This window comes from Pseudarthrobacter sp. 1G09 (assembly GCF_050038305.1).
Lineage (GTDB): Bacteria > Actinomycetota > Actinomycetes > Actinomycetales > Micrococcaceae > Arthrobacter > Arthrobacter equi.
In genome coordinates this window covers 101,190-113,001 of the sequence record NZ_CP188306.1, presented here as the reverse complement: position 1 = coordinate 113,001, position 11,812 = coordinate 101,190, and the positions used below count along the sequence as shown (strand labels likewise).

The 11,812-nt window shown below is 66.7% G+C and carries 11 protein-coding genes; 7 read left to right on the top strand and 4 right to left on the bottom strand.

What is annotated here, in order from left to right; all coding sequences use genetic code 11:
- Positions 1-4: 4 nt before the first annotated feature.
- Entirely contained in the window at positions 5-931 is a 927-nt protein-coding gene (locus ACP3TD_RS00500) for a hypothetical protein (RefSeq protein ID WP_426764819.1), read from the bottom strand.
- 235 nt (positions 932-1,166) lie between these two features.
- A complete protein-coding gene (locus ACP3TD_RS00495; protein WP_091716767.1) occupies positions 1,167-1,592 on the bottom strand; it encodes a phage holin family protein in 426 nt (141 codons plus the stop codon).
- Between the two features lie 207 nt (positions 1,593-1,799).
- Between ACP3TD_RS00495 and ACP3TD_RS00490 the strand changes: the two genes are divergently transcribed.
- The 7 genes from ACP3TD_RS00490 to ACP3TD_RS00460 all read left to right on the top strand — a co-directional run bounded on the left by ACP3TD_RS00490 (position 1,800) and on the right by ACP3TD_RS00460 (position 10,825).
- Positions 1,800-3,164 carry a pectate lyase family protein gene (locus ACP3TD_RS00490; protein WP_426764818.1) on the top strand — a complete coding sequence of 455 codons (1,365 nt, stop codon included), beginning with the start codon at positions 1,800-1,802 and terminating at the stop codon, positions 3,162-3,164.
- A complete protein-coding gene (locus tag ACP3TD_RS00485) occupies positions 3,164-5,047 on the top strand; it encodes a pectinesterase family protein (RefSeq protein ID WP_426764817.1) in 1,884 nt (627 codons plus the stop codon). The genes ACP3TD_RS00490 and ACP3TD_RS00485 overlap by 1 nt, the downstream gene beginning before the upstream one ends.
- A 108-nt stretch (positions 5,048-5,155) precedes the next feature.
- A complete protein-coding gene (locus ACP3TD_RS00480; protein ID WP_426764816.1) occupies positions 5,156-6,274 on the top strand; it encodes a histidinol-phosphate transaminase in 1,119 nt (372 codons plus the stop codon).
- A gap of 149 nt (positions 6,275-6,423) precedes the next feature.
- Positions 6,424-7,665, top strand: a complete 1,242-nt coding sequence (pdhA, locus tag ACP3TD_RS00475) for a pyruvate dehydrogenase (acetyl-transferring) E1 component subunit alpha (RefSeq protein WP_426764815.1) — start codon at positions 6,424-6,426, stop codon at positions 7,663-7,665.
- On the top strand, positions 7,665-8,645 hold the full coding sequence (locus ACP3TD_RS00470) for an alpha-ketoacid dehydrogenase subunit beta (RefSeq protein ID WP_426764814.1): 981 nt from the start codon (positions 7,665-7,667) through the stop codon (positions 8,643-8,645). The genes pdhA and ACP3TD_RS00470 overlap by 1 nt, the downstream gene beginning before the upstream one ends.
- Positions 8,646-8,652: 7 nt before the next feature.
- Complete coding sequence (locus ACP3TD_RS00465; RefSeq protein ID WP_426764813.1) at positions 8,653-10,188, top strand: dihydrolipoamide acetyltransferase family protein; 1,536 nt, start codon at positions 8,653-8,655, stop codon at positions 10,186-10,188.
- Positions 10,189-10,228: 40 nt separating this feature from the next.
- Entirely contained in the window at positions 10,229-10,825 is a 597-nt protein-coding gene (locus tag ACP3TD_RS00460; RefSeq protein WP_426767095.1) for a phosphatase PAP2 family protein, read from the top strand.
- A gap of 21 nt (positions 10,826-10,846) precedes the next feature.
- Here ACP3TD_RS00460 and ACP3TD_RS00455 read toward each other — a convergent pair whose 3' ends face one another.
- Positions 10,847-11,185, bottom strand: coding sequence for a hypothetical protein (locus tag ACP3TD_RS00455; RefSeq protein WP_426764812.1), 339 nt, complete (start codon positions 11,183-11,185; stop codon positions 10,847-10,849).
- A gap of 154 nt (positions 11,186-11,339) precedes the next feature.
- Entirely contained in the window at positions 11,340-11,768 is a 429-nt protein-coding gene (locus tag ACP3TD_RS00450) for a universal stress protein (protein ID WP_426764810.1), read from the bottom strand.
- Positions 11,769-11,812: the final 44 nt, after the last annotated feature.

Here is an 11,812-nt window from a genome sequence, read left to right as displayed (position 1 = left end):
GTGTTCAGGCTATCTGGGCGGCGGGTATATCGGCGTAGCGGTTGGAGCGGGTCCTTGCAGGCGTCGGGGCAGGCTCCGGGGCTGCCGGCGGAGCGAGCGCCGGCGGTGGAGCCACCTGCTGCGCCACAGGGCAACGGAAGTTGTAATCGAGGTTGCCGGCGGTGAACTGCGTGAGTGCGACGACGCCGCCGGAGGCGAGGGGAGCAGCCCCGCAAAGATCCGCCGCGCTGGACGTGGATTCAGCGCCTGCCAGCCAGCTCTTCAGGGAGTAGAGGTTGCTGTGCGGGCCCACCTCACCCACAATTTCGCCGAATTGGTAACCGGTGGAATATATGCCCACCTCCACCCCGACGCCCTGCAGGTAGGCGGTCATGCCCTCCAGCTCCGCGGTGTTGGCAGCCTTGTTGGACAGCCAGCTGTTACCGGTCTCCACATCCAGCCACCACATGCGGTGGGCCGCACCGCCTCCTGCCCCGGCGAGGCTTCCGGCGTCGTTGTACGCCATCACATAGCCGTGGACATACGCGCAGGCGGGGGACGCGGTGCCATCGCACATCCCGTAGGGGTTGCCGATGTCCGTGCCCATCACGCTGTTGTTTGCAGGCCACCACAAGGAGCCCACTGCCCCCGTCGCGGCGGTATTGACGTAGATGGCAGACGGAACTCCCGCCGCTGCCTCGGAACTGCCGTCCGCCCAGGCCAGCTGCTCCGCGAGGCAGGGGTTCGCCGTTGTTGGCCGGCCGCCGTTGACGCCCACCACGGCAAACGCCGGCGGCGCCGGGAGTTGGCCGCCGCATTGGGGCCAGGAAACATCGTTGCCAAGAACGGCGGACTCCTGGGGCGACGGCACCGCTCCGGAATCCGCGTGGGCCGGTCCCGCCTGCCACGCCAGCAGCAGGCAGGCCGCAGCCAGAATTGTTCGTGCCTTCATCCTTGCCCCCGTATCCGGAATTGACAGCTACGGGCCTGTCGCCGGCCCCGTTCGCAGCCTAGGAGGGGTGGCCCCGGGCGGTCATGGGTAGCGGGTACTGGAGTTTCGGCCGCCAGCCGGGGCGCGGCACCCGCCGGGTACCTGTTTCAGCCTCTTCCGGTACTTGGGCGGAAGACCACAGTGCGCCGCCCCCACCCACTTTCAGGAAGGCTGCCGGCGCGGGGCCATGGGAACGTCAGCGCCGGCTGCCGGGTACCAGCCCGGCCACCAGCGACACCAGGGAGATGATGATCGCGGCCAGGATGGCCGTCCAGAAGAAGGAATCGATGGTGAGATGCACGGGGGTGTAATTGCTGATCCAGGCGGTCAGGTAGAGCATGGCGGCGTTGATGACGATCGCGAACAGCCCAAGCGTCAGGATGGTGATCGGGAGCGCAAGCAGGCTCACCAGCGGCCGCACCAAGGCGTTGACCACGCCGAAAATGAGGCCGATGAAAAGGTAGGCCAGGACTATCCCGATGGTGTCGGTGTCCTGCGAGATGCCGGTCCGCGCCACGGCATCGGAGGCGGCAGTGCTGGTGATGTCCATGCCCGGCAGGACCCAGCTTGCAACCCACAAGGCGGCTGCGTTGAAGATGACCCGAAGAATGAAGGAACCCATGGCCCCATGCTTCCACAACAGCCTTCGGACATCCTGGCAAATTCTGCTCCGGCGCGCGCTGATGGCCTTCACTGAGGATTCTCCAATTCCGTCAACCCTATTGACAGATCAGAAAGCGGTTTCACAGACTAGAGAAACCGGTTTCTGATGTGCCGCACAGCGACGTCGGCAGCGGAGGCGGTTCATTCCAATGGAGGAAGACAGCACATGCGCATCAAACGTCCCTTGGCAATCGCAGCAACGGCGGCAGCGGCGGCGTTCTGCCTGCCGGTCCAGGCCACGGCCGCGCCACCCCCACCGCAGTCGTCCCCCATCGCGCAGACCGCGCGGCAGCCCCTGGAGCGCCAGGTGCTCGCTGAACGCGACGGCTGGGCGTCCTCCGGCGCCGGAACAACGGGCGGATCCGCAGCGGCACCGGAACGCATCTTCGACGTCCGCAGCAGGGCCGAGCTGGGTTCGGCGCTCGCGGCAACCGGCACTGAACCCCGCATCATCCGCGTCCATGGCGACATCCGGGCAAACACCGGCCCCGCCGGCGAACTGAGCTGCGTCGACTACGCGGCAGGCACGGGGTTCTCCCTCGAGCAGTACCTCTACGACTACGACCCCGCCCGGTACGGAACTGGCCAGGAACCGGCCGGGGAACAGGAAAATGCCCGGCGCAAGGCCGCCGCCAACCAGGCAGCAGTAATCCGGTGGGACATTCCCAGTAACACCACCATTGTTGGCGCCACTGCTGACAGCAGCATCACCGGCGCTGCCCTGCGCATCAACCGGGCCAACAATGTGATCTTCAGGAACCTCACCGTCCGGGACTCGGCTGACTGTTTCCCCGCCTGGGACCCCACCGATGGCGACCACGGCAACTGGAACAGCGAATACGACCTCCTCCAGGTCATCAACGGATCAACGAACGTCTGGGTTGACCACTCACACTTCACTGACGCCCCCAACCTGGACATCAACCAGCCCTCATACTTCGGACGCCCGTACCAGGTCCACGACGGAGCGGTGGACGTCACCAACGGCTCAGACCTGGTCACGCTCTCCTACAACCGCTTCTCCGACCATGACAAGCTCCTCCTGATCGGATCCACCGACTCGACCAGTCGCGGAGACGTCGGCAAGCTGCGCGTCACCATCCATCACAACTCCTTCGAGAACGTTGGCCAGCGCGCCCCGCGGGTCCGCTACGGCCAGGTGGACGTTTACAACAACCACTTCACGACGTCGGCCGCCTCGCCGACGCCCTACACGTACACCTTCGGCGCGGGCGTCGAGTCACACATTTATGCCGAGGCCAACGCCTTCACCCTGCCCGGGGACATTCCAGAGTCCTCGTTGATCAGGCACTTCAAGGGCCAGGCCATCACCACCGTGGACAACACGGTCAACGGAAAACGCGTGGACCTCCTGGCCGCGTACAACTCTGCCGCAACCACCGATAAGCAGCTGGTGGCGGACGGATCCTGGACTCCCGCATTGCGGACCAAGGTCCACCCGGCGCAGGCAGTGCCGGCCCTGCTCAGGAACAACGTGGGTCCCGTCTTTATGGCAGGCGGGGGCCACTGATGGCGGCATTTTCACCCAGCCGGCGCGCTGTCCTGGCAACAGCGGCAGCAGGCGCCGCAACGGTGGCCACTGTCCTGGCGGCCCCGGGGGCAAGCGCCGACACGGCAGGCCGCCCCGCCCGGGCGCAGTCCAGCAGGAAACCGGTGATCTTCGTGGTGGGGGATTCCACCTCGTCCGCCTACCAGCACTCGGAGCGTCCCCGGGCCGGCTGGGGCCAGGCCCTGCCCCTGCTGCTGGGGCCGCAGGCGACGGTGTTCGACTACGCCTGGTCCGGGGCCTCGTCCAAGAGCTATGCCGACGCCGGCTTGCTGGGGGAAGTGGCGGGGGCGCTGCAACCGGGTGACTACCTGCTCATCTCCTTCGGCCACAACGACGAAAAGGCCGAGGACCCTGCCAGGGGAACCGACCCGCAGACAACCTTCAAGGGCTACCTCAGGAAATACCTGGATGCAGCGGCAATCGCGGGCGCCACAGCCGTGCTGGTCACGCCGGTGGAGCGTAGGCGGTTCAGCCCCCTGGGAATCGCCCAGGACACCCACGGCGCTTACCCCCAGGCGGTCAGGGAATTGGCCGCGGCCGCCGGAATTCCCCTGGTGGACCTGACAAGCTCCTCCAAGGAACTGTGGCAGCGGCTCGGGCCGGACGGAACCACGTCCCACTTCCTCCATGCCTCCCCGGGCCGGTACCCCCAATACCCCGACGGAGTCACGGACAACACCCACTTCCAGGCTGCGGGAGCCCTGGCCGTCGCCAAGCTGGTGGCGGCAGCGCTTGCGGGACAACGTGTCATGCCGCCCGGCTGGTTCCAGCATCCCGGCACCCCGCTTGATCCGCTTGCAGGCATCTACTGGCCAAGCGAACGCCCGGTGGACAAGCCGCTGGTCCTCAACGTCGGCAGGGGGCAGGCCTTCGGGACCGTGCAGGCCGCCGTCGATGCTGTGCCGGTGAACAGTAACCGCCGCACCGAGATCCGCATTGATCCCGGCACTTACCGTGAGCTGATCCGGGTACCGGCCAACAAACCGAGGGTCTCGTTCATCGGACGCGGGCAGGCACCGGAGGACGTGGTGCTGGTCGACAACAATGCGTCCGGCACCCCGAAACCCGACGGCACGGGGCCCTATGGAACCGGCGGGAGCACCAGCGTGCGGATCGACGGCCCGGATTTCATGGCAGCGAACCTCACGTTCAGCAACGACTTCGACGAGGCTGCCAACCCCGACATGAAGAACCGGCAGGCCGTGGCACTGTTCCTGGCCGGGGACCGGGCTGTGCTCCGCAATGTCCGCTGCCTGGGCAACCAGGACACGCTGCTGGTGGATTCCCCCGCCCGCGATGTGCAGGCGCGCTCCTACTTCACGGACTCCTGCGTTGAAGGCGACGTGGACTTCATCTTCGGCCGGGGAACTGCCGTGTTCTCCGGCTGCCGGATCCGTTCCCTGGACCGCGGATCCAGCACCAACAACGGATACGTCTCCGCCGGCAGCGTCAATATCGGCATCAAGCACGGGTACCTGTTCACGCAGTGCCGGTTCGTCTCGGAGGCAGCGTCCGGATCCGTCCACCTGGGCCGGCCGTGGCATCCCGGCGGGGATCCGGAGGCCATTGCCCAGGTGCTGGTCCGCGACTCGTGGCTGGGAGCCCACATCGCCGGCGCGCCCTGGACTGACATGGGCGGCTTTTCGTGGCAGGAGGCCCGATTCCACGAGTTCAACAACAACGGCCCCGGATCAAGGACCACCCCGGACCGGCCGCAGCTTGACCCCCGCCTGGCAGGGGAGTTCACTGCCGGAGCGTACCTTCAGGGGGCAGATGCCTGGGCGCCCCAACTGGCTGGAAGCAAGGCCGACAGTGCCGCCCTGAACGTAGGCCCTCCGGCGTAAGGCGCGGTGGAGGGGTGCCGGACCGGGTCCCGTGGATCTCGCGGCCCGGCCGGCACCCCGGGTTCCAGCTCTGAATCCGTGAACCCCCGCAGCAGTAGGCTAGTTTTCATGACCTCCTCTGAAACCCTGGCCGGCGGCATCGCTCCGCGCCCGGTGGTGGGCCGGTTGCCCCGTTACGCCGCCGGAAAGCCGCCCGCCGCCGTCGACGGACTGGCCAGTTACAAACTGTCCTCGAATGAGAATCCCTTCCCGCCGCTGCCAGCGGTCCTGGAAGCCATCGCACGGCAAACAGACTTCAACCGTTACCCGGACCCGCTCAGCAGCAGGCTCCGGACGGCCCTCGCGGAATTCCTGCAGGTTCCCGCGGAGGACATCGTCACGGGGGCCGGCAGCCTGGGCGCCCTCAACCAGATCCTGGCTGCCTTTGCAGGCCAGAACGACGCCGGCAAGGCCGACGAAGTCATTTACGCCTGGCGTTCCTTCGAGGCCTACCCCATCAGCGTGGGCCTTGCCGGTGCCGAAAGCATCCGCGTCCCGGTCACCGTCGACGGGCGGCATGACCTCGACGCCATGGCGGCGGCGGTCAGCGCGCGGACCAAAGTAATCCTCCTGTGCACCCCCAACAACCCCACCGGGCCCGCCTTGACCACCGCCGAAACCGAAGCGTTCATCCGGACGGTGCCGGCCAACGTGGTGGTGGTCATTGACGAGGCCTACCAGGAGTTCGTCCGGGACGCCGACGCCGTAGACGGCATCGCCCTCTACCGCAAATACCCCAACGTGGTGGTCCTGCGGACTTTCTCCAAGGCGCACGGGCTGGCAGGCCTCCGGGTGGGTTACAGCATTGCCAACCCCGCACTGACGCAGCACCTCCGGGTGGCTGCCACCCCCTTTGCCGTGTCGCAAATAGCCGAATCAGCCGCGATTGTTTCACTGCAGAATTTCGACCAGGTTGTAGGAAGGGTACAAAGCCTGGTGGACGAGCGGGTCCGCGTGGTGAGTGGACTCCGGGACCTTGGCTGGGCTGTCCCCGATGCGCAGGGCAATTTTGTGTGGCTGGACCTGGGTGAGGCCAGCGCTGACTTTGCAGAGCAGGCAGGAGTCCGTGCCTTGTCGGTCCGGGCATTCCCCGGGGAGGGCGTCCGGGTCAGTATCGGCGAGCAGGAAGCCAACACCCGGTTCCTGGAGCTGTGTGCGAACTATACAAAGGTGCCCCGGGGTTCCTAGCACTTAACAAGTAGGCCTGCGCCAACCTACTGAAGATAAAGTTAGGATCAGTAAGTCATTGTATATGCCGTTTCGGGAATGTATTCCTTGTGAGGCATATATCCCAGCGACATTGCATTGCATCCGCATGCGGGAAGCAAGGAGACGGTATGGGCACACATCTGCCTTCCACCGAGTTCGACGGAACTGCGGTTGACGACCAGCGGGAAGCTGACGCGGAAGCCGTCATGGGCCAACCCCCGGCAGAGATGGTCCAGTTGCTGGGCCCGGACGGAAACCTCGGTGCCGACCCCGTGTACAGCAGCTACGCGGACAAGCTCACCCCCGAAGACCTGCGTGGACTGTACGCGGATATGGCCAGGATCCGGCGTTTCGACGTTGAGGCAACAGCCCTGCAGCGGCAGGGCCAGCTTGCGCTCTGGGTTCCGCTGACGGGCCAGGAGGCTGCCCAGATCGGTTCGGGCCGGGCCAGCCAGCCGCAGGACTATATCTTCCCCACCTACCGTGAGCACGGCGTGGCGCTGACCCGCGACGTGGACCTCGCCGAACTGCTCCGCCAGTTCCGGGGCGTCTCCAACGGAGGCTGGAACCCCAAGGACACGAACTTCCACCTCTACACGCTGGTCCTTGCCGCGCAGACGCTGCACGCCGTCGGCTATGCGATGGGCATCCAAAGGGACCAGAAGCTCGCTGCCGCCGCGGGCAAGGCCGGAAACGAACCGGACGCTGCTGTCATCGCTTACTTCGGCGACGGTGCCAGCTCGGAAGGCGACGTCCACGAGTCCATGGTCTTCGCCTCCTCGTACAACGCGCCCGTGGTGTTCTTCTGCCAGAACAACCACTGGGCCATCTCGGTCCCCACCAACGTGCAGACCCGGGTACCGCTGTCCAACCGTGCGAAGGGCTACGGCTTTCCTGGCATCCGGGTGGACGGCAACGATGTCATCGCCGTGCACGCCGTCACTGAGTGGGCTCTGGAACATGCCCGCCAAGGCAAGGGCCCGGTCCTCATTGAGGCGTTCACCTACCGGGTGGGGGCCCACACCACTGCTGACGATCCCACGAAGTACCGCGGATCCGAGGAGGAGGAAGCCTGGCGCGCCAAGGACCCGCTGGTGCGCCTGGAGAAGTACCTCCGCGCCGAGGGCCTGGCCGATGACGCCTATTTTGCTCAGGTCAAGGCCGACGGCGACGAGCTCGCCGCGTACGTACGCCGCACCGCCCATGACCTCGAGGACCCGGACATCCGGGCCGCATTCGCCAACGTCTACGCTGAAGCGCACCCCCTGGTGGCTGAGGAACTGGCCTGGTTCGAGGAATACAGCGCAGGATTCGCCGGCGGCGAGGAGCCGTCCGCCCAGCACGGCGCAGCAGCAAAGGCAGGCCACTGATGACCACCATGACCATTGCCAAGGCCATCAACGAAGGCCTTCGAGCCACGCTGGCAGCCAACCCCAAGTCGCTGCTGATGGGCGAGGACATCGGCCCCCTGGGCGGCGTCTACCGGGTCACCGACGGGCTCATCGGCGAATTTGGACCCGACCGCGTGGTGGACACCCCGCTGGCCGAGTCCGGCATCATCGGCACCGCCATCGGGCTGGCGCTGCGAGGGTACAGCCCGGTCTGCGAAATCCAGTTCGACGGCTTTGTGTTCCCCGGCTTCAACCAGATCACCACCCAGCTGGCCAAGATGCACGCCCGCAGCCACGGCAACCTCACCGTTCCGGTGGTCATCCGCATCCCTTACGGCGGCGGCATCGGCTCTGTGGAACACCACTCCGAATCACCCGAGGCCCTGTTTGCCCACACCGCCGGGCTGCGCATCATCACCCCGTCCAACCCCCACGACGCCTACTGGATGGTCCAGCAGGCCGTGCAGTGCCAGGATCCGGTGATCATCTTCGAACCCAAGCGCCGGTACTGGCTCAAGGGCGAAGTGGACACCGCAGCTCCCGGCCCCTCAGGCGACCCCTTCAAGGCCCACATCCTGCGCGAGGGCACCGATGCCACCATCGTGGCCTACGGTCCCCTGGTTCCCGTGGCCCTTGCGGCCGCCAACGCCGCCCGCGACGACGGCCACAGCGTGGAAGTCATCGACCTCCGCTCCATTTCACCGCTGGACTTCGACACTGTCACCGCATCCGTGGAAAAGACCGGCCGGCTGATCGTGGCCCACGAAGCCCCCACCTTTGGCGGCATTGGCGGCGAAATCGCGGCCCGCATCAGCGAGCGTGCCTTCCACTCCCTCGAAGCCCCCGTCATCCGGGTGGGCGGCTTCCACATGCCCTACCCCGTTGCCAAGGTGGAGGAAGACTATCTTCCGGACATCGACCGCATCCTGGAGGCGCTGGACCGCGCCCTCTCCTACTGAGGACACCATGACGCTGAATAAATTCAACCTGCCGGACGTCGGCGAAGGCCTCACGGAGGCGGAAGTCGTTTCCTGGAAGGTCAAGCCGGGGGACGCCGTCGCCATCAACGACGTCCTTTGCGAGATCGAAACCGCAAAGTCGATCGTCGAACTGCCGTCCCCCTTCGCCGGGACCGTCACCGAACTCCTCGTACCGGAAGGGGTGACCATCGACGTCGGGACGGCCATCATCAGCGTCAGCGACGACGTCGCCGGCGACCCCACGCCGGCTGACGTTCGGGCGCCCGAAGCCCCGGCGCAGGCCGAGGCGCCTGCGCAGCCGCTGTACGGCAAGCTTCCTGACGATGCCCAGGACAACGGCGTGAACGACGCCGGCGCGCAGGGCGGTGCCCCGGCGGGTGGCCCCCTGGTGGGTTCGGGACCGAAGGCGGACGCCGTCAAACGGCGTCCCCGCACCACGCGGACCGCGCCGGCTGCCAAGCCCGCCGACGCGCTGACGGTCAACGCTCCCGAAGTGGAGCCGGTCCAGCCGCATACCCTGGCAGAGGTCACCGGACGCCCGGCAGCCGCCGCAACCCAGGCTGGCCACGCCGCCGTCGTGGATACCCGGCCCACGCTGGGTGGCACCATCACCGGGCTGGTCAACCGCGTCCTCGCCAAACCGCCCGTCCGCAAGATCGCCCGGGACCTCGGGATCGACCTCGCCGACGTCGTGGCCACCGGCTCCCGCGGCGAGGTGACCCGTGAGGACCTGGTCAGCTACCAGGCGCAGCGCGACGCCGAACTGGACAAGGCGGACGGCTTCTGGGGCAAGGCCGGAAAACCGCAGGACCAGCGGATCGAGACTATCCCGGTCAAGGGCGTGCGCAAGGCAACCGCCAAAGCCATGGTGGAATCGGCCTTCGCCGCCCCGCACGTCAGCATCTTCGTGGATGTGGACGCCAGCCGGACCATGGAATTCGTCAAACGCCTCAAGGCCTCACGGGACTTCGAGGGCATCAGGGTCTCGCCGCTCCTCATCCTGGCGAAGGCCGTCATCTGGGCTGCCGCCCGGAACCCCAGCGTCAACGCCTCATGGGTTGAGAGCGGCGACGGCAGCGGGGCTGCCGAGATCCAGGTCAAGCACTTCATGAACCTGGGCATTGCCGCGGCAACGCCCAGGGGCCTAATGGTTCCCAACATCAAGGACGCGCAGGACCTGTCCCTGAAGGAGCTGGCGCTGGCCCTGAATAATCTGGCCACCACAGCGCGTGCGGGAAAGACTCAGCCGGCCGAGATGCAGGGCGGCACGCTGACCATCACCAACATCGGCGCCCTGGGCATCGATACCGGCACGCCCATCATCAACCCGGGCGAGGTGGCCATCGTCGCCTTCGGCACCATCAAGCAGAAGCCGTGGGTCCTGGACGGGGAGGTCATTCCGCGCTGGATCACCACCCTGGGCGGCTCCTTCGACCACCGCGTGGTGGACGGCGACCTGTCCGCCCGGTTCATGGCCGACGTCGCGGCCATCCTGGAAGAACCCGCGCTGCTCCTTGACTGAGGCGGGGGCAGGGACTGGCGTGGCCGCGTCGGACCGGGCCATCCGGGTGAGAAACAAAACCGCCCGGTGGCTGACAGAGGCGTTCCAGCCGCCGGTGGTGGTGACCATCCAGCTGCTGATCAGCCCGCTGGTCCAGGACGGTTTCCCCGCCACGATGGCTTATGGGGCGCTGGCGGCCCTGTTCGTCTGCGTGCTGCCGCTGCTCCTGCTGCTGGTCCTTGTCCGGCTGGGAAAGGTCACGGACCACCACGTCAGTGACCGCCGGCAACGTCTTCCCGTGCTGCTCATCGCTTTGGCGTCCATCCTTGCGGGATTGCTGGTCCTATCGGCAGCAGGTGCGCCGGCCAGCGTCATCGCCATGGTGCTGGCCGTGGTGGGGGGAGTGGTGGTGCTGGCAGCCGTCAGCCCGTTTTGGAAGATCAGCGGGCACGCCGCCGCCATCTCCTGTTCGGCCGTTGTCGCGGTCCTGATGCTCGGCCCCGCGTGGACACCGTTGCTGCTGCTCATCCCGGCGGTCGGCTGGTCGCGGGTGGTCCTGCGCGCCCACACGCTTGCACAGGTGGTGGCAGGCACGCTCTTCGGCGGTGTGGTGATGGCCGGGATCTGGTGGCTGCTGAGGCTCTGGCTGGTGCCGTAGGCGGCAGTGCCGCCGGAGCTGCTAGTAGGCCGGGTAGGCGTACATCATCTCCACGGCGGCAGGATCGCCCATGGAGGATGCGATGACGACGGCGGCGCCCACCATGAGTGCGGCCCAGGCCGTGGCGGCGCCGGTCATGATGGAGAGCAGCTTCCAGTCCTCGCGCATGACGCTGCGGACGGTGCGGGGGAGGTTGAGGTCCGGGGAGATCATGTTCGGCGCCGAGTCGGTGGTGCCGTCATCCAGCAGCGCAACCACCGTACCGTTGCCGCGGTCCACGCGCATGGAGCAGATGTGGTTTCCGTGGCGGGCCAGAAGGATGTCGTGGCCTACGAGCTGGCGGCGCTGAAGAGTGATCAAGGGGTCCCCTCTAGTGGTGGGTTGTTGTCGTCCGCACCGTTGGGGGCTCCCTCAATTTTATCGTTTCGCCCGTAGCTGAACGGGCGTTTTGGGCGTGAGAACGCCCACCCCCCGCGGCGATCTGTGCCACCACGGGGAGTGTCGGGCGTAACTCCTAGTCGGCGTCGTACGTGTTCGCGATGTACACGTCGCACGGGGCGTTGTGCGCGACGCTGTTGGCCACGCTGCCCAGAACCCTGCCGATGCCCTGCATGCGGCGGTTTCCCACCACGATGATCCTTGCGTCCATGCGGAGGGCTTCCTTGATCAGGGCGTCTGCCGGACGGCCGCGCGCCGCCGAGTAGGTCACCTTGATCTGCCCGCCCAGGGACTCGGCCACCGTCCGGGCCACGTGCTCGGCGCCGTCCGCGTCGGACACGATCCACTGGTCACTGCCACTGCCAAAGACTTCCGTGCGGTCGCTGTCAAAGGCCGAGACAACGTGGAGCGTGGCGCCCAGCGCTGCTGCCAGGTCCCGGGCCGACTCTGCGGCCTTCTTGGCTGTACCGCTCCCGTCGACGCCTACAACGATGGTTCCGCTCATGAAATGCTCCTTTGCTTGGTTCCTGACGGCACTAATGAGGCCAA

Coding starts and splice junctions, on each gene's coding strand:
- ACP3TD_RS00490 (WP_426764818.1), top strand. CDS start 1,800: ATGCGCATCAAACGTCCCTTGGCAATCGCAGCAACGGCGGCAGCGGCG.
- ACP3TD_RS00465 (WP_426764813.1), top strand. CDS start 8,653: ATGACGCTGAATAAATTCAACCTGCCGGACGTCGGCGAAGGCCTCACG.
- ACP3TD_RS00450 (WP_426764810.1), bottom strand. CDS start 11,768: ATGAGCGGAACCATCGTTGTAGGCGTCGACGGGAGCGGTACAGCCAAG.
- ACP3TD_RS00470 (WP_426764814.1), top strand. CDS start 7,665: ATGACCACCATGACCATTGCCAAGGCCATCAACGAAGGCCTTCGAGCC.
- ACP3TD_RS00485 (WP_426764817.1), top strand. CDS start 3,164: ATGGCGGCATTTTCACCCAGCCGGCGCGCTGTCCTGGCAACAGCGGCA.
- pdhA (WP_426764815.1), top strand. CDS start 6,424: ATGGGCACACATCTGCCTTCCACCGAGTTCGACGGAACTGCGGTTGAC.
- ACP3TD_RS00480 (WP_426764816.1), top strand. CDS start 5,156: ATGACCTCCTCTGAAACCCTGGCCGGCGGCATCGCTCCGCGCCCGGTG.
- ACP3TD_RS00500 (WP_426764819.1), bottom strand. CDS start 931: ATGAAGGCACGAACAATTCTGGCTGCGGCCTGCCTGCTGCTGGCGTGG.
- ACP3TD_RS00495 (WP_091716767.1), bottom strand. CDS start 1,592: ATGGGTTCCTTCATTCTTCGGGTCATCTTCAACGCAGCCGCCTTGTGG.